This window comes from Phaeobacter porticola, from assembly GCF_001888185.1.
GTDB lineage: Bacteria > Pseudomonadota > Alphaproteobacteria > Rhodobacterales > Rhodobacteraceae > Phaeobacter > Phaeobacter porticola.
In genome coordinates this window covers 1,832,830-1,848,827 of record NZ_CP016364.1, presented here as the reverse complement: position 1 = coordinate 1,848,827, position 15,998 = coordinate 1,832,830, and the positions used below count along the sequence as shown (strand labels likewise).

Genomic DNA, 15,998 nt, shown 5'->3' with positions numbered 1-15,998 from the left:
TAGACCATCAAAGGACAGAGAGATGAGCCACCAAACACCGCCGTTGCACGCAACCTCCGCACCCCATGAGGTCAAACAGGCCGTCGCGGATTTCATGCATAATTTCAACGGATTCAAAGACGACATTGCCCTGAAACTGAAACAGACAGAAGAGCGTATGACCATGCTGGATCGCAAATCCCACTTTGCCAATCGTCCCCCTCTGGCCGCTGCTGACACAGGCGGCGCGCCCCATCAAAAGGCCTTTGATGCCTATCTGCGCTGTGGCGATGACGCCGAGCTGCGCGGCCTGGATCTGGATGCCAAGGCAATGAGCACAACCGTCAACGGCGACGGTGGTTATCTCGTCGATCCCCAGACCGCCGAGACGGTCAAATCGGTGCTGACCAGCACCGCGTCAATCCGCGCCGTGGCGTCGGTGGTGACGGTAGAAGCGACATCGTATGACGTGCTGATCGACCATGGTGATATTGGCCATGGCTGGGCGAATGAAACCACCGCCACGATGGAAACATCCACCCCGGTGATCGACCGGATCACCATCCCGCTGCATGAGCTGAGCGCGCTGCCCAAGGCCTCGCAAAGGCTGCTGGACGACAGCGCCTTTGATATCGAGGGCTGGCTGGCGGGGCGCATCGCCGATAAATTTTCGCGGGCAGAGGCGGCATCCTTCATCAATGGTGATGGCGTCGATAAGCCCACCGGCATGCTGTATCATCCGGTTATTGCCAATGACAGCTGGAGCTGGGGCAATATCGGCTATGTGACCACCGGTGTTGAGGGCGATATCGGCGATGGCGATGCGGTCATTGATCTGGTCTATGCGCTTGGCGCGCAGTATCGGGCCAACGCCAGCTTTGTGATGAACTCCAAAACTGCCGGTCTGCTGCGCAAGCTGAAGGACGCCGATGGCCGCTTCCTGTGGTCCGACGGACTGGCCGCCGCAGAACCGGCGCGACTGATGGGCTATCCGGTGGTGATCGCCGAGGACATGCCCGACGCCGATGTAAACGGCTATGCGGTGGCCTTTGGTGATTTTGCGGCCGGCTATACCATCGCTGAACGCCCTGATCTGCGGGTGCTGCGCGACCCCTTCAGCGCCAAACCCCATGTGCTGTTTTATGCCACCAAACGTGTTGGCGGTGATGTCAGCGATTTTGCTGCCATCAAGCTGCTGAAATTCGGCCTGAGCTGACGCTTGGACCGATGGCGGAACCGGCAGCCCGGTTCCGTCCGCGGATGCGCGCCACGAGCCACTGCCGTCCAGCTGCCCCCTCCGTCTTGCGGCAGCAGCCCGGCGCGCATCCGTTCCTGATCTGTCCCGACCCAGCCAGTCCGTTCAGCCCCCTAGATTAGCCGTTGGAGTGAAAAGATGATGTTGAGTGAAGTGACACCGGTGCCAGAGGCGGTTCTGCCGCAAGAGGCGTTCAAGGCGCATCTGCGACTGGGCACCGGGTTTGACGAGGCTGGTTTGCAGGACACGGTGCTGATCAGCTTTTTGCGTGCGGCCATCGCCGCGATTGAGGCCCGCACCGGCAAGGTACTCTTGGCGCGGGATTTTGTGCTGGCCCTCAATTCCTGGCGAGATCCGCAGCTACAGGCCCTGCCACTGGCGCCGGTGCAGCTGATCCAATCGGTGACGCTGGTAGATGCCGTGGGGGATGAGATGCTGCTGGACAGCGCCCGATACCGGCTGGAACCTGACAGCCAGCACCCCCGGCTGCGTCCGGTGGGCAGTGCGCTGCCCGCCATTGCCAGTGGCGGCACCGCGCGCATTCTGATGCGGGCCGGCATGGCCAACAGCTGGTCGGCACTGCCCGGTGATCTGGCGCAGGCGGTGCTGATGCTGGCGGCGCATTATTATGAATTCCGCGATGACACCCGGCTACAGGGGGGCTGCATGCCATTTGGTGTCACCAGCCTGATCGAACGTTACCGCGCGCTGCGGCTCAGCCTTGGCATGGGCGGTGGCCATGGCAGCGGTTATGGCGCTGGGTACGGACGCGGCTTTGGACCGGGGACAGGCGCATGAGCCGACAGCGCACCACATCCCGCTTCACACCACGGCTCAACCGCTGTCTGGCGCTGGAAGATCCGCGCCGCAGCTCGGACGGCGCGGGCGGGTTTCTTGAGGCATGGCAACTGCTTGGTCATCATTGGTGCGCGTTGCGTGCACTCACTGGACGCAGCACCGACCAATCCGGCACCAGCCTGTCGTTGCAACGCTATCGCATCACCCTGCGCGCCCATCCGCCCGGCAGCCCGGCACGGCCCCGACCAGATCAGCGGCTGCGCGATGGCGCCCGGATTTTCCGCATTGATGCGGTGGCCGAAGGCGACCCCGATGGCCGCTTCCTGACCTGTTTCGCCACCGAGGAGACAAGCGCATGACCTATGCCCTGGCCCTGCCATTGCAGGAAGCGTTATTTCAGCACCTGAGCGCGAACCCCGACCTGACGGCGGCGCTCAATGGCGCGATCTATGATGCGCTGCCAGCAGGCGCGCTGCCGCAGACCTATGTGACCCTTGGCCCGGAGGAGGTGCGCGACCGGTCTGACCGTAGTGGCTCTGGCGCACGTCACCGGATGGAGATCACCGTGCATACGGACACAGCCGGGTTCGCCGGTGCCAAGGCAATTGCCGCCAGCATCTGCGACAGCCTGGCGACGGCATCGCTGACCCTCTCACGGGGGCGGCTGGTGGGGCTTTGGTTTGAACGCGCCAGTGCCAGTCGCAGCAAATCCGGGGGGCGCAAGATCCGTCTGCGCTTTGCCGCGCGGCTGGAGGATGGCTGATCAATATCCGAACGGTTTTCGCCTAAAATGTTTGATTTCAATAAATTGAGCGAAAAAGCTGATCTTTTTTGGCGCAGCGCTCACCGATCTATCAAAAAGGAGGCCACCACATGGGTGCTCAGAATGGCAAGGATCTATTGCTGAAGGTTGACATGACCAGCGACGGTCAGTTCGAAACCATCGCGGGGCTGCGCGCCACGCGTATCAGCTTCAACGCTGAAAGCGTCGATGTCACCAGTCTGGAAAGCCAGGGCGGCTGGCGTGAGCTGCTGTCCGGCGCCGGGGTGCGTTCGGCGAATATCTCCGGCTCCGGTATTTTTCGCGACGAAGGCACTGATGAGAGGGCGCGGCAGCTGTTCTTTGACGGGCTCACCCCGGCGTTTCAGGTGATCATCCCCGATTTCGGCATTGTCGAAGGCGCGTTTCAGGTGACCGCGCTGGAATATGCCGGCAGCCACAATGGTGAGGCGACTTATGAGCTGTCGCTGGCCAGCGCCGGGGCGCTGGTCTTCACTGCCATCTAAGGAGGGACCGATCATGACCCTCTCTGAACAGCCAGCCCCAGCCGTTAATGCCTATGCAGCCAATCCCTATGCCGGCGAGGTGGCGCTTGGGGTCAATGGCGAGACGCTGGCGCTGAAACTCACCCTCGGGGCGCTGGCGACGCTGGAAACGCGGCTCAGGACCGGGTCGCTGATTGATCTGGTGACCCGGTTCGAAAGCGGCGGGTTTTCGGCGGCGGATGTGCTGGCGCTGCTGGCGGCAGGGCTGCACGGTGGCGGTCGCACGATGAGCGAGGCGGATTTGGCTGCTGCCGATATCGACGGCGGCCCGATGCAGGCCGCACGGACCGCCGCACAGCTCCTGGCGCGCAGCTTCGCGCTGCCGGGAGAGGCAGGCGCGCAGGTTTCGGGACAGGGGCCGGGATCGGTGGCCCCATGACGCCGCAGCAGCGCACCACGGACGGGCTGAGCACGGGCCTTGACTGGCCGGCGCTGATACGGGCGGGGCTGGTGGGGCTGCGCCTCACGCCGGACCAGTTCTGGCGACTCACCCCGGCAGAGCTGCGGCTGATGCTGGGGCAGGACACGGGCGCGGTGCCACTGGGTCGGGCGGGGCTGGATCAGCTGATGCACGCCTTCCCGGATCCCGCAGCGCCGAAATCCCCAGAAACAGGAGCAGTAAGCGATGAGTGACACAGGACTGAACCAGCTGGAACAACAGGGCGAGGCGCTGAGCGACAGCCTTGGCGATGCGGCGGGCATGGCGGCCACGTTCGACGCCGAGCTGCGCCGGGTGCGCGCCGCCTTTGCCGCCACTGGCAAGGATGCCGAAACACTGGAACGCGGTATGTCCAAGGGGCTGCGCCGGGCCTTTGACGGTGTTGTCTTTGACGGCATGAAGCTCTCGGATGCGCTGGATACGATGGCGCAGTCGATGATCCAGACCACCTATTCGGCGGCCATCAAACCCGTGACCAGCCATGTGGGTGGGTTGCTGTCGGATGGGGTGGGCAAGCTGATGAGCGGCATTCTCCCCTTTGCCGATGGGGCGGCGTTTTCACAAGGCCGGGTGATGCCCTTTGCCAAGGGGGGGATCGTCAGCGGCCCGGTGAGCTTTCCCATGCGCGGCGGCACCGGGCTGATGGGTGAGGCCGGACCAGAGGCGATCCTGCCGCTGACCCGTGGCGCCGATGGCGCGCTTGGTGTGCGCAGTCAGGGGGGCGGGGCAACCTCAGTCGTTATGAACATCCAGACTCCCGATGTGCAGGGATTTCAACGCAGTCAGGGCCAGATCGCGGCCCAGCTGAGCCGCGCCCTGACGCGTGGCAACCGCAATCGCTGAACCGGAGGGCAGCAGATGAATTTTCACGAGGTCAGATTTCCCGCATCGCTGAGCTTCGGCTCAATCGGCGGGCCGGAGCGGCGCACCGATGTGGTGACGCTTGCCAACGGGCATGAGGAACGCAACACCCCCTGGGCGCATTCCCGTCGCCGCTATGACGCGGGGCTGGGCCTGCGGGGGTTGGAGGATATCGAGGCGCTGATTGCCTTTTTCGAGGCGCGGCAAGGCCAGATGTATGGTTTCCGCTGGAAAGATTGGTCCGACTACAAATCCGCCCGTGCCACGCAGGAGGTGGCCTTTGACGATCAGGTGATCGGTATGGGCGACGGGGCGCAGCAGGTGTTCCAGCTGAGCAAGACCTATCGCTCCGGCAGCTATGCTTATCAGCGACCGATTTCGAAACCGGTGGCGGGCAGCGTGCGCATCGGGATTGAGCAGGACGCTTTGCAGGAGACGGTGGATTACACGCTCGACAGCACCCTTGGCACCATCACGCTGGCGCATCCACCAGAGGCGGGCCTGTCAGTAAAGGCGGGGTTTGAATTTGATGTCCCGGTGCGCTTTGACACCGACCGCATCCAGACCAGCGTGGCGTCCTTTCAGGCGGGCGACGTGCCCAATGTGCCGGTGGTAGAGGTGCGGATCTGATGGCGGGGATAAGCGAGGCATTTCAAACTCATGTAGCAGGCGGCCTGACCACGTTGTGTCGCTGTTGGTTGGTCACCCGCAGCGATGGCGTGCGGTTTGGCTTTACCGACCATGACCGCGACCTGCGGTTCGAAAGCGCCGCCGAGGGCGAGGCCGGTCTGCTGTTTCGCGCAGGCACTGGCCTGACCGCGCGCAGCCTGCAACAGGCCACAGGGCTGGCGGTCGACAATACCGAGGCGCTTGGCGCGCTGAGCGATGCCGCCATCCGCGAGGAGGAGATTGAGGCCGGGCGCTTTGACGGCGCGGAGGTGCGCTGCTGGCTGGTGAACTGGGCTGATGTGTCGGTGCGCTGGTTGCAGTTTCGCGGCAGTTTCGGCCAGATCCGCCGTGCTGGTGGTGCCTTTGAGGCGGAGTTGCGCGGCCTGACGGAGGCGCTCAATCAGCCGATGGGGCGGATCTACCAGAAACCCTGCACGGCGGTGCTGGGTGATGGCGCCTGCCGCTTTGACATGACCACGCCGGGCTATGCGCTGGAGCTGGCCGCCGAAGAGATCCGCGAGGGGCAGTATTTCAGCTTTGCCGCGCTGCCGGGGTTTGAGCCGAACTGGTTCACCTCTGGCCGCCTCACGGTGATGAGTGGGGCGGCCAAGGGGCTGTGGGGCTGGATCAAACAGAACCGCCAGCAGGCCGGGCGTCTGGGACAGGACGCAAGCGCGCCGGATCCGAACGCAGAGCATCGCCAGCTGACCCTGTGGGAGCCGTTGCGTGCGACGGTGCAGCCCGGCGATCGGCTGCATCTGGCAGCAGGCTGCGACAAGCGGCTGAAGACCTGCCGGTTGAAGTTCAACAATGGCGTCAATTTTCAGGGCTTCCCGGATATTCCCGGCGAAGACTGGGTGATGAGCGTGCCGCGCCAGAGCGGCACCAACACCGGCGGCAGCCGCAGATGAGTGGCGCGACGGGGGTATCCCGCACCGCATTGGTCGCGGCAGCACGGGGCTGGCTGGGCACGCCCTATGTGCATCAGGCCGCCCGGCGCGGTGCTGGCTGCGATTGTCTCGGCCTGATCCGGGGGCTCTGGCGTGAGGTCTACGGCCAGGAGCCTGAGACGGTGCCGGGCTATACGATGGACTGGTCCGAACCGCAGGGCGAGGAGGCGCTGTGGCAGGCGGCTCTGCGCCATCTCACGCCCAGACCCCTCACCGAGGCGCGCGCTGGGGATGTGATCCTGTTCCGTATGCGCCTGGGGGCGGTGGCCAAACATATCGCGCTGCAAACTGAAACCGGCGCCATGCCGCGGTTCATCCATGCCTATAGCGGCCACGGTGTGATTGAAAACGCGCTGAGCCAGCCGTGGCACCGGCGGATCGTGGCGCGGTTTTCCTTTCCTGATGTTGATGCTGATGAGGTGACGTGATGGCGACCATTCTTCTTTCTGCGGCGGGGGCGGCACTTGGCGGCTCGGTTGGGGGGGCTGTGGCGGGTCTGTCCTCGGTAGCGATTGGCCGCGCACTTGGCGCCACCGTCGGGCGTGCCATCGACAGCCGCCTGCTGGGGGCGGGCAGTGAGCCGGTGGAGACCGGCCGGGTGGAACGCTTCCGCCTGACCCATGCCAGCGATGGCCAGCCGATTGCGCAGGTCTATGGCCGGATGCGGGTGGGCGGGCAGGTGATCTGGTCGTCTGAGTTCCGCGAGACCTCCACCACCAGTGGCGGCGGTGGCAAGGGCGGCGGTCCGCGCCAGCCCAAGGTCACCAGCTACAGCTATGATGTCTCGCTGGCGGTGGCGGTCTGCGCCGGGGAGGTCGCCTCCATCGGGCGGGTCTGGGCCGATGGTGAGGAGGTCGCGCCCAAGGATTTGAACATGACCGTCTATCGCGGCACCATGGACCAGCTGCCCGATCCGGTGATCGAGGCGGTGGAGGGCACGGGCGAGGTGCCCGCCTATCGTGGCACCGCCTATGTGGTGATGGAGAACCTGGCGCTGGAACGCTTTGGCAACCGGGTGCCGCAATTCTCGTTTGAGGTGTTGCGTGCCGAGCAGCCGGCCGCCAGCACCTATGATCTGGATCTGCCGCAGCTGGTTCAGGGCGTGGCGCTGATGCCGGGGACCGGGGAGTATGCGCTGGCCACGACGCCGGTGCATTATGATCATGGACCGGGACAGGCCAAACCGGCCAATTCACACAGCCCTTCGGGAGAGACCGATCTTGTGACCTCGCTCACCACATTGGGAGAGGAGCTGCCCGCCTGTGGCGCGGCCTCGCTGATTGTGTCGTGGTTCGGCGATGATCTGCGCTGCGGGGACTGTACCATCAAACCCAAGGTGGAGCGCCAGCATATCGAGGGGGCGAATATGCCCTGGTCCGTCGCGGGTCTGACCCGCACAGAGGCAGAGCTGATCGCGCGGCAGGAGGACCGGCCGATCTATGGCGGCACCCCAACTGATGCCTCGGTGGTTGAGGCCATTCGCGCACTGCAGGAGCAGGGCAAGCGGGTGATGTTCTACCCGTTTATCCTGATGGATCAGATGGCGGGCAATGATCTGCCCGACCCCTGGAGCGGTGAGCCGGGACAGGCGCATCTGCCCTGGCGTGGACGGATCACCCTGTCACTGGCACCGGGCCAGCCCGGCAGCCTTGATGGCACGGCTATGGCACGGGATGAGGTGCAGCAGTTCTTTGGCACAGTGACGGCGGCGGATTTCACCGTGGCTGACGGGAGCGTCACCTATAGCGGCCCGTTGGAGGATTGGGGGCTGCGGCGGTTTATCCTGCATAATGCCGCGCTTTGTGCCGCGGCGGGCGGGGTGGAGGCGTTCTGCATCAGCTCGGAAATGCGTGGGTTGACCCAGATCCGCGATGAGGCGGGCTTTCCCGCCGTGGCAGAGCTGCGGGCGCTGACACAGGAGGTGCGCCAGATCCTTGGTCCGGACACCCAGATCGGCTATGCCGCCGACTGGTCGGAATACTGGGGCTACCAGAGCCCGGAGGGGGATCGCTATTTCCACCTTGATCCGCTGTGGGCGGATGAGGAGATCGACTTCATCGGCATCGACAATTACATGCCGCTGTCCGACTGGCGCGAGGGGGAGGATCATCTGGACGCCAAGGCCGGCACGCCCAATATCTATGACCTCAGCTATCTGCGCGCCAATATCGAAGGCGGGGAGGGCTATGATTGGTATTACCACTCGCCCGAGGCGGAGGCGGCCCAGATCCGCACACCAATCACCGATGGGGCGTATGAGGAGCCGTGGATCTGGCGCTACAAGGATCTGCGCAGCTGGTGGTCGAAGCCGCATCATGACCGGATCAACGGCGAACGGGCCGCATTGCCCACAGCATGGGAGCCTGAGAGCAAGCCGATCTGGTTCACCGAACTGGGCTGTGCCGCCATCGACAAGGGGACCAATCAGCCGAACAAGTTTCTGGATCCCAAAAGCTCGGAATCCAAACTGCCGAAATTCTCTGACGGGCAGCGCGATGACATGATGCAGCTGGCCTATCTGCGTGCTCTTTTGGGCTATTGGGGGGAGGCGGCGAATAACCCGGTCTCAGAGATCTATGGCGGGCCGATGCTGGATATGTCCAACGCCTATGTCTGGGCCTGGGACGCGCGGCCTTTTCCGACCTTTCCCAATGCGGTGGAGGTCTGGAGCGACGGCGAGAATTACCTGCGGGGTCATTGGCTGAACGGCCGGGTGGGGCAGCGCACGCTGGCCTCGGTGCTGGAGGAGATCTGTGCCGCCTCTGGGGTTGCGGCGATTGATGTGAGCGACCTGCCTGCGCTGGTGCGCGGCTATGCGATCAGCGATGTCGGGGAGGCCCGCGCCGCGCTGCAACCGCTGTTGCTGCGCCACGGGGTGGATGCCATCGAACGTGACGGGCTCCTGCGGTTCCGCCTGCGCAACGGGCGACAGGACGCAGCGCTGGATCTGGCGCAACTGGTTGAGGGGCAGGAGCTGGACGGGGTGCTGGAACAGACCCGCGCGCCGGAGGCCGAGCTGGCCGGGCGGATGCGGCTGCGCTTTGTCGAATGGGGCGGGCGCCATGATCTGCGCGGCGAGGAGGCGGTGCTGCCCGATGAGGCCACCCATGCGGTCAGCGACAATGAGCTGCCGATGGCGCTGACCCGCGCCGAGGGGCGGCAGGTGGTGGAGCGCTGGCTGAGCGAGGCCCGTATGGCCCGTGATACCCTGCGGCTGGAGCTGCCGCCCTCCGCCATGGCGCTGGGCGCGGGCGATGTGATCCGCCTGCCGCTTGCGGGGGCAGAGGCAGGCCTAGAGTTGGGCTCAGAGGCGGGTGCGGAGGTCGGCAGCGGTGCGCAGGCGCGCTACCGGATCGACCGGGTGGAACAGGGCGCGGCGCAGCTGATCGAGGCGGTGCGGATTGAGCCGGAGAACTACCACCCCGCACCGGTGCCGGAGGAACTGCCCGGTGTCACCGCCTTTGCGGCGCCAGTGCCGGTGCTGCCGTTGTTCATGGACCTGCCGCTGATCAGCGGCGATGAGGTGCCCCATGCGCCGCATCTGGCAGTGACCGCGCAGCCCTGGCCGGGGAGCGTTGCCCTGTATGGCGCACAGAGTGATGCGGATTATGCGCTTGAAGAGGTTCTGGCCGCGGCCTCTACCATTGCCATCACCAACACGGTGCTGCCTGCGGGCGCGCTGGGCCGTTGGGAGCGCGGGGACGATCTGGAGGTCGATATGATCTCCGGCCAGTTCCAGAGCCGTGACCCTCTGGCGGTGTTGAACGGGGCTAATCTGGTGGCGATTGGCGATGGCAGCCCCGGCAATTGGGAGCTGATGCAATTTGCCAAGGCCGAGCTGATCGCGCCGGGGCGCTATTTGCTGCGCGACCGGCTGCGTGGGCAGCAGGGCAGTGATGCGCGGATGCCGGTGGCATGGCCCAAGGGGTCTTATGTGGTGGCGCTGGATGGCACCCCGCAGCAGATTGCGCTGGCCGCCAATCAACGGGGGCTGAGCCGCCATTACCGCATTGGCACCGCTCGGCGGCCCTATGATGACCCGAGCTATCTGCATCTGGAGGCGGCTTTCGCAGGCGAGGGGCTGCGCCCCTATGCGCCGGTGCATCTGCGCCAGAAAGGCGCGCTGGGCTCTGGTGCGGTTGGGCTGAACTGGATCCGCCGCAGCCGCATTGACGGCGACCGCTGGGATCTGGCGGAGATCCCCTTGGGCGAGGATCTGGAGCGCTACCACCTGCGGGTGCTGCGCGGCAGTGAGGTGCTGCGCGAAGAGCTGCTGGACAGTCCCGGCTGGAGCTATCTGCCAGCGGCGCAGGTGACGGATGCGGTGGTGCCGGGGGATCGCGTCGAGGTGGCGCAGGTCTCGGCCCGCTACGGGGCGGGCGCGGCCACCGCGCTGCGGCTGGTCTGAGGAGGGACGGCGATGCGACGGCCTATCCTGCCCGGTGACATCACCAGCACCGCCCGCGCCCTGCTGGCGGTGGCCCCGGCGCAGCGGCGTGCGCTCTGCGAGCGGATCTTTGCCGGGGCCGGGCAGGCGTTGCGCCATACGCGCCGTACCCGGCGGCTCTGCCCGGATTGGGGCGATGGCTCCCTCAGTGCGGCGGCGCGGAAATTCACGCTGGCGGATGAGCCGTTTTATGACGTGGCCCCCTATCTGGCCTGCACGCGACTGGTGCTGGCCCGCCTGGCGCGGCATCTGCGCGACCATGGGGCGGCCGAAGGTCACGGGGCTGACCCTTAAGGCCGATCTGCTGCGGCTGCCGCCGCCGTTTGGAGGCGCGCTGTGCCATGTCTCCCTCCGGGCGATCACAGATCCGCACAGCGGCTGTGCGTGCGTTGTTAAACGTCATAATTCGGCCCTGGGCGCAATGAAAACAAGGGGCTGGCGCGGAATATAGATCTGGCGGAGCGGAAAGATCAGCAGATCCGATGGCTGTCATCACGGATTTGCGGTTGGCCTTTTTGCGCTTACATAGGTAATCTGGTCGCAACACAGGAGGCAGAGCTATGCTTGAGACGCGCCACGCCGTTAGTTCCGTTGATCCGGTTTGGGATCAGATCACCACCGAGGCGCAGGACGCCGTAAGCCGCCAGCCGCTGATGGGCGGGCTGATCCATGCCTGCATCCTGCATCACACCTCGCTTGAGAAGGCGCTGTCCTATCGCATTGCGGCCAAGCTCTGCTCCAATGAGATGTCGATGGTGATCCTGCGCGAAATCGTCGACAAGGCCTATGGGGAAAACCCGGATCTGATTGCCGCCGGACGCGCCGATCTGATGGCGGTCTATGAACGTGATCCGGCCTGCCATCGCCTGTTGCAGCCGATCCTCTACTTCAAGGGCTATCAGGCGGTGCAGGCCTACCGGGTCGCCCATTGGCTGTGGCAGCAGGGCGATTACGACCTGTCCTATTTCTTCCAGATGCGAATTTCCGAGATTTTTGGCGTCGATATTCATCCGGCGGCCAAAATCGGCCGCGGCATCATGATCGACCACGCCCATTCCATCGTCATTGGCGAGACAGCTGTGGTGGGCGACAATGTGTCGATGCTGCATTCGGTGACCCTCGGCGGCACCGGCAAGGAAGAGGAAGACCGCCATCCGAAGATTGGCGATGGGGTGCTGATCGGGGCCGGCGCCAAGGTTCTGGGCAATATCAAGGTCGGCCATTGCAGCCGAATTGCCGCCGGATCGGTGGTGTTGCAGGAGATCCCCCCCTGCAAGACTGTGGCAGGCGTGCCAGCCAAGATCGTTGGCGAAGCCGGGTGCGATCAGCCCTCGGTCAGCATGAATCAGGTGCTGGCAGGCGGCAAGCCGCAGTAAGGCTGCGCTGCGGGGGACCATCGCGGGTGTTGCGAGTGCCGCCATAGGTTTGCCTGTGAGTATTTTTGGAAAGATGACGATGAAGGGGCGCGACGTGGTCGGCCCCTTTTTTCGTGGGCTGGGGGGTATTGCTATCGGCGTTTTTCGTACGTGGCTGGGGCGTCGCAATGCGGCCCGCTTGTCAGTTCCGTTCGTGATGTTACATTCGGAGTGAATGATGTGATTGGGCGGGCTGCGATCAACGAGCGGCTGAGACGAATTGCGGTATCGCTGCAACCCTACTGCCGCACCGCCGCAAGTCGGCTGCGAGCCCAATTTACCCGTGGCGGTTAGCTCATTGATGGAATAGTTTGAACCTCCAAGGTGCGCCAAAAAACACCGGAGATACTCATGAAGTTTGCAAGTAAGTTGGGTTTGGTCGCCATTGGCGGACTGGCCCTTGGGCTTGGCATCCGACACAATTATGAGCGTCAGCCAGAAAGAGCTATTGCCGCTGTGGAGCTATTTAGGGCCGTTTGCGTCCCAGTTTCAAAGTTAGGCGATGTGGGTTCAGCACCTGATCTATCTGATCTTGTCCCTGTTGGCATACGGCAGAGTTGGGCTGACCCCAAGAGCCAATTTGTTCTGGAGTTAACCTCAAGCCATTGTTCTATATCAGATGTTCTGCTCCACATGAATTCTGAAGAACGTGACCAATTTGCAGCCTTAACTACCGCACTCGTGGCATCCGAATTCCCAATGCTCACGTTGGATGACAGTCATGGGCTGACAGAATGGGATGCATTTCAGCTTTGGTCACAGTTTGAAAGAGATGATAGCCGGAGATGGGGCGTGACACTTTCACGCTTCTCTTCTGAGGAAACCGACCTAAGCAGGGTGTTTGACCAGTCCAATACGGTACTCAAGGTAAATTTCGTAGCTAAGTAAACCGCGCAGCCTTATTTTGTAACAGCGGCTTTGTCCGCTGAGCGGAGATCGCATGATATTTGGCCGGTACAGGCAGAGCGAGTCCGGAGATCGCGCGCTGCGGATGCTGGTGCACCCCCCATTTCGCCTGTGGTCTATCGCGGGATGCCTATCGCGGGCAGCTACACAGGCGCAGCCAACCCCAAAACTCAAGCCGCATAATAACAGGACCGGAGCAATGCCCCGGTCCTTTTATGTCTCCGTTGAGGTGCGGTGGCTCAGGCCAGCATCATCATCGGGTTTTCCAGATTGTCCTTGATCGCGTTCAAGAGTTCCGCGCCAAGGGCGCCGTCGATGACGCGGTGGTCGACGGACATGGTCACTGACATGACGGTGGCCACGGCCAGTTCGCCGTCCGCACCCACAACCGGTTTTTTGACCCCGGCGCCGACGGCAAGGATGCCTGCGTGCGGCGGGTTCACGATGGCGTCGAAATTGTCGATGCCGAACATGCCGAGGTTGGAGATCGCAAAGCTGCCACCCTGATATTCATGCGGCGCAAGCTTGCGGTCACGGGCGCGTTTGGCGAGGTCCTTCATCTCGGTCGACAGGGTCGAGAGCGATTTGGTGTCGCTGTTTTGCAGGACGGGCGTGAACAATCCGCCCTCAATCGCGACGGCGACCGCCACATCGGAGGCTTCCATCTTCAGCACGCGGTCCCCGGCCCAGACCGCGTTTGCGTCCGGCACGGCCTGCAGCGCCAGGGCGCAGGCCTTAATGATGAAGTCATTGACCGAGAGTTTGACGCCACGGGCTTCCAGCTGCTTGTTCAACTCACCGCGGAACTTCAGCAGCGCATCCAGCTGGATGTCGCGGCGCAGGTAGAAATGCGGCACCGTCTGCTTGGCCTCGGTGAGGCGGGCGGCGATGGTCTTGCGCATGCCGTCCAGTTTAACCTCCTCATAGGTGCGGCCTTCGTACATACGGGCGACCTGATCGGCAGAGGGGCCTGTGGGGGCGGCAGCTGCGGCAGAGGCTGCGGCGGTTGCCGGAGCGGCGGCGGCCTGGGGTTTGGCATTTTCCACGTCGGCCTTCACGATGCGGCCACGGGGGCCGGAACCGCTCAGCTGGGAGAGATCCAACCCCTTGTCAGCCGCGATACGGCGCGCCAAGGGGGACGCAAAGATGCGGTTGCCATCGGCGCCCTGCGGGGCGGCGGGCGCTGGTGTTGCCGCCGTGGTGGCCTGAGCTGGCGCGGAAGCAGCTTCCTCGGACGCTGCGGGGGCGGCCTTGTTTGCCGCGGCAGCGGGGGCATCCGGTGTGGCGGCGATGTCATCGGCGCTTTCGCCCTCTTCCAGCAGCACGGCGATGGGGCTGTTGACCTTCACGCCTTCAGAGCCTTCGGGGATCAGGATCTTGCCGATGGTGCCTTCGTCGACGGCCTCAAATTCCATCGTCGCCTTGTCGGTTTCGATTTCCGCCAGAAGGTCGCCGGAGGCGACAGTGTCGCCTTCCTTCACGAGCCATTTGGCGAGCGTGCCTTCCTCCATCGTGGGAGAGAGGGCGGGCATCAGGATTTCTGTGGGCATCGCTGTCTCTCCTTACCGGTAGGTCACTTGTTTCACGGCTTCGATCACCTCATCGGTGGTGACCAGCGCGTGTTTTTCGAGATTGGCGGCATAGGGCATGGGCACGTCCTTGCCGGTGCAGGTGATGACGGGGGCATCGAGGTAATCAAACGCCTCCTGCATCACCACAGAGGAGATATAGCTGCCAACAGAGCCCTGCGGCCAGCCTTCCTCAACAGTGACCAGACGGTTGGTCTTCATCACCGATTTGATGATGGAGCCGGTGTCCATCGGGCGCAGGGTGCGCAGGTCAATGACCTCGGCGCTGATACCCTCCTCGGCCAGTTTTTCCGCCGCTTCCAGCGCATAGGTCATGCCGATGCCGAAGGAGACGATGGTGACATCCTCGCCCTTGCGCCAGATCCGGGCCTTGCCAAAGGGAACGGTGTAATCATCCAGCTTCGGCACATCAAAGGATTTGCCGTAGAGGATCTCGTTCTCGAGGAAGATCACCGGGTTGTTGTCGCGGATTGCGGTTTTCATCAGACCTTTGGCGTCGGAGGCGGAGTAGGGCATCGCCACCTTCAGGCCGGGGATCTGCATGTACCAGGCGGCGTAGTCCTGAGAGTGCTGGGCGCCGACGCGGGCAGCGGCTCCATTGGGACCACGGAACACCATGGGCGCGCCCATCTGGCCGCCGGACATATACAGCGTCTTGGCCGCAGAGTTGATGATGTGGTCAATCGCCTGCATGGCAAAGTTGAAGGTCATGAATTCCACAATGGGACGCAGACCGCCAAAGGCCGCACCGGTGGCGATGCCGGCAAAGCCGTGTTCAGTGATCGGGGTGTCGATCACGCGTTTGGGGCCGAATTCATCCAACAGACCCTGCGAGATTTTATAGGCGCCCTGATATTCGCCGACTTCTTCGCCCATCAGGAAGACGTCTTCGTCGCCGCGCATCTCTTCAGCCATCGCGTCCCGCAGCGCTTCGCGAACCGTGGTCTGCACCACCTCGGTGCCCTCGGGCCAGTCGGGGGTGGTGTCCACTTCCGGTGCGGCGGGGGCTGCGGCAGCAGCGGCGGCGGTTGCGGGCGCCGCAGGTGCCTCTGCCGCCGGCGCTTCGCTTGCGGACGGCGTGGATGCTGCGGGTGCCGCATCGGGGTCGTAGCTTTCGCCATCCTCAAGCAGCACCGCGATGGGGCTGTTGACCTTCACGTTTTCGGTGCCTTCACCGATCAAGATCTTGCCGATGGTGCCTTCATCAACGGCTTCGAACTCCATCGTCGCCTTGTCGGTTTCGATCTCGGCGAGGATGTCGCCAGAGGTTACGGTATCGCCCTCTTTGACCAGCCATTTGGCCAGGGTGCCTTCCTCCATGGTTGGCGACAGGGCGGGCATCAGGATTTCAGTTGCCATATCTT

The 15,998-nt window shown here is 63.7% G+C and carries 17 protein-coding genes; 15 read left to right on the top strand and 2 right to left on the bottom strand.

Going from position 1 to position 15,998, the window contains the following annotated elements; genetic code table 11:
- Nucleotides 1-22: 22 nt before the first annotated feature.
- From PhaeoP97_RS08860 to PhaeoP97_RS08790, 15 genes are all read left to right on the top strand, one after another.
- A complete protein-coding gene (locus PhaeoP97_RS08860) occupies nt 23-1,195 on the top strand; it encodes a phage major capsid protein (RefSeq protein WP_072504772.1) in 1,173 nt (390 codons plus the stop codon).
- 177 nt (nt 1,196-1,372) lie between these two features.
- A complete protein-coding gene (locus tag PhaeoP97_RS08855) occupies nt 1,373-2,032 on the top strand; it encodes a head-tail connector protein (protein WP_072504771.1) in 660 nt (219 codons plus the stop codon).
- The gene (locus PhaeoP97_RS08850) at nt 2,029-2,391 is read left to right on the top strand and encodes a head-tail adaptor protein (protein ID WP_072504770.1); all 363 of its coding nucleotides are present in this window, start codon (nt 2,029-2,031) and stop codon (nt 2,389-2,391) included. Before PhaeoP97_RS08855 ends, PhaeoP97_RS08850 begins: the two co-directional genes overlap by 4 nt.
- A complete protein-coding gene (locus tag PhaeoP97_RS08845) occupies nt 2,388-2,795 on the top strand; it encodes a DUF3168 domain-containing protein (RefSeq protein ID WP_072504769.1) in 408 nt (135 codons plus the stop codon). Before PhaeoP97_RS08850 ends, PhaeoP97_RS08845 begins: the two co-directional genes overlap by 4 nt.
- Nucleotides 2,796-2,905: 110 nt before the next feature.
- Nucleotides 2,906-3,319 carry a phage major tail protein, TP901-1 family gene (locus tag PhaeoP97_RS08840; RefSeq protein ID WP_072504768.1) on the top strand — a complete coding sequence of 138 codons (414 nt, stop codon included), beginning with the start codon at nt 2,906-2,908 and terminating at the stop codon, nt 3,317-3,319.
- A gap of 13 nt (nt 3,320-3,332) precedes the next feature.
- A complete protein-coding gene (locus tag PhaeoP97_RS08835) occupies nt 3,333-3,737 on the top strand; it encodes a gene transfer agent family protein (protein WP_072504767.1) in 405 nt (134 codons plus the stop codon).
- Nucleotides 3,734-3,991 (top strand): rcc01693 family protein, encoded by a 258-nt coding sequence (locus tag PhaeoP97_RS08830; RefSeq protein ID WP_072504766.1) that lies wholly within the window; start codon nt 3,734-3,736, stop codon nt 3,989-3,991. The genes PhaeoP97_RS08835 and PhaeoP97_RS08830 overlap by 4 nt, the downstream gene beginning before the upstream one ends.
- The gene (locus PhaeoP97_RS08825; protein WP_014880164.1) at nt 3,984-4,640 is read left to right on the top strand and encodes a phage tail tape measure protein; all 657 of its coding nucleotides are present in this window, start codon (nt 3,984-3,986) and stop codon (nt 4,638-4,640) included. Before PhaeoP97_RS08830 ends, PhaeoP97_RS08825 begins: the two co-directional genes overlap by 8 nt.
- A 15-nt stretch (nt 4,641-4,655) precedes the next feature.
- Nucleotides 4,656-5,288, top strand: coding sequence for a DUF2460 domain-containing protein (locus PhaeoP97_RS08820; protein ID WP_072504765.1), 633 nt, complete (start codon nt 4,656-4,658; stop codon nt 5,286-5,288).
- A complete protein-coding gene (locus tag PhaeoP97_RS08815; protein ID WP_072504764.1) occupies nt 5,288-6,238 on the top strand; it encodes a DUF2163 domain-containing protein in 951 nt (316 codons plus the stop codon). The genes PhaeoP97_RS08820 and PhaeoP97_RS08815 overlap by 1 nt, the downstream gene beginning before the upstream one ends.
- On the top strand, nt 6,235-6,705 hold the full coding sequence (locus tag PhaeoP97_RS08810) for an NlpC/P60 family protein (RefSeq protein ID WP_072504763.1): 471 nt from the start codon (nt 6,235-6,237) through the stop codon (nt 6,703-6,705). The genes PhaeoP97_RS08815 and PhaeoP97_RS08810 overlap by 4 nt, the downstream gene beginning before the upstream one ends.
- Nucleotides 6,705-10,685: a baseplate multidomain protein megatron gene (locus tag PhaeoP97_RS08805; RefSeq protein ID WP_072504762.1), complete on the top strand. Its 3,981-nt coding sequence runs from the start codon at nt 6,705-6,707 to the stop codon at nt 10,683-10,685. Before PhaeoP97_RS08810 ends, PhaeoP97_RS08805 begins: the two co-directional genes overlap by 1 nt.
- A 12-nt stretch (nt 10,686-10,697) precedes the next feature.
- Entirely contained in the window at nt 10,698-11,018 is a 321-nt protein-coding gene (locus tag PhaeoP97_RS08800; RefSeq protein WP_072504761.1) for a DUF7742 family protein, read from the top strand.
- A 266-nt stretch (nt 11,019-11,284) separates the two neighbouring features.
- A complete protein-coding gene (gene cysE, locus PhaeoP97_RS08795; protein WP_072504760.1) occupies nt 11,285-12,100 on the top strand; it encodes a serine O-acetyltransferase in 816 nt (271 codons plus the stop codon).
- A gap of 390 nt (nt 12,101-12,490) precedes the next feature.
- Nucleotides 12,491-13,027, top strand: a complete 537-nt coding sequence (locus PhaeoP97_RS08790; RefSeq protein WP_072504759.1) for a hypothetical protein — start codon at nt 12,491-12,493, stop codon at nt 13,025-13,027.
- 257 nt (nt 13,028-13,284) lie between these two features.
- Here PhaeoP97_RS08790 and PhaeoP97_RS08785 read toward each other — a convergent pair whose 3' ends face one another.
- Both PhaeoP97_RS08785 and PhaeoP97_RS08780 read right to left on the bottom strand, forming a co-directional pair.
- Nucleotides 13,285-14,595 carry a pyruvate dehydrogenase complex dihydrolipoamide acetyltransferase gene (locus PhaeoP97_RS08785; RefSeq protein ID WP_072504758.1) on the bottom strand — a complete coding sequence of 437 codons (1,311 nt, stop codon included), beginning with the start codon at nt 14,593-14,595 and terminating at the stop codon, nt 13,285-13,287.
- A 12-nt stretch (nt 14,596-14,607) separates the two neighbouring features.
- On the bottom strand, nt 14,608-15,993 hold the full coding sequence (locus PhaeoP97_RS08780) for a pyruvate dehydrogenase complex E1 component subunit beta (RefSeq protein ID WP_072504757.1): 1,386 nt from the start codon (nt 15,991-15,993) through the stop codon (nt 14,608-14,610).
- Nucleotides 15,994-15,998: the final 5 nt, after the last annotated feature.

Bases quoted from the DNA above. Each gene is read 5' to 3' on its own strand.
- PhaeoP97_RS08850 (WP_072504770.1), top strand. From the start codon at position 2,029: ATGAGCCGACAGCGCACCACATCCCGCTTCACACCACGGCTCAACCGC.
- PhaeoP97_RS08825 (WP_014880164.1), top strand. From the start codon at position 3,984: ATGAGTGACACAGGACTGAACCAGCTGGAACAACAGGGCGAGGCGCTG.
- PhaeoP97_RS08810 (WP_072504763.1), top strand. From the start codon at position 6,235: ATGAGTGGCGCGACGGGGGTATCCCGCACCGCATTGGTCGCGGCAGCA.
- PhaeoP97_RS08845 (WP_072504769.1), top strand. From the start codon at position 2,388: ATGACCTATGCCCTGGCCCTGCCATTGCAGGAAGCGTTATTTCAGCAC.
- cysE (WP_072504760.1), top strand. From the start codon at position 11,285: ATGCTTGAGACGCGCCACGCCGTTAGTTCCGTTGATCCGGTTTGGGAT.
- PhaeoP97_RS08785 (WP_072504758.1), bottom strand. From the start codon at position 14,595: ATGCCCACAGAAATCCTGATGCCCGCCCTCTCTCCCACGATGGAGGAA.
- PhaeoP97_RS08860 (WP_072504772.1), top strand. From the start codon at position 23: ATGAGCCACCAAACACCGCCGTTGCACGCAACCTCCGCACCCCATGAG.
- PhaeoP97_RS08800 (WP_072504761.1), top strand. From the start codon at position 10,698: ATGCGACGGCCTATCCTGCCCGGTGACATCACCAGCACCGCCCGCGCC.
- PhaeoP97_RS08835 (WP_072504767.1), top strand. From the start codon at position 3,333: ATGACCCTCTCTGAACAGCCAGCCCCAGCCGTTAATGCCTATGCAGCC.
- PhaeoP97_RS08815 (WP_072504764.1), top strand. From the start codon at position 5,288: ATGGCGGGGATAAGCGAGGCATTTCAAACTCATGTAGCAGGCGGCCTG.
- PhaeoP97_RS08780 (WP_072504757.1), bottom strand. From the start codon at position 15,993: ATGGCAACTGAAATCCTGATGCCCGCCCTGTCGCCAACCATGGAGGAA.
- PhaeoP97_RS08855 (WP_072504771.1), top strand. From the start codon at position 1,373: ATGATGTTGAGTGAAGTGACACCGGTGCCAGAGGCGGTTCTGCCGCAA.
- PhaeoP97_RS08830 (WP_072504766.1), top strand. From the start codon at position 3,734: ATGACGCCGCAGCAGCGCACCACGGACGGGCTGAGCACGGGCCTTGAC.
- PhaeoP97_RS08840 (WP_072504768.1), top strand. From the start codon at position 2,906: ATGGGTGCTCAGAATGGCAAGGATCTATTGCTGAAGGTTGACATGACC.
- PhaeoP97_RS08790 (WP_072504759.1), top strand. From the start codon at position 12,491: ATGAAGTTTGCAAGTAAGTTGGGTTTGGTCGCCATTGGCGGACTGGCC.
- PhaeoP97_RS08805 (WP_072504762.1), top strand. From the start codon at position 6,705: ATGGCGACCATTCTTCTTTCTGCGGCGGGGGCGGCACTTGGCGGCTCG.
- PhaeoP97_RS08820 (WP_072504765.1), top strand. From the start codon at position 4,656: ATGAATTTTCACGAGGTCAGATTTCCCGCATCGCTGAGCTTCGGCTCA.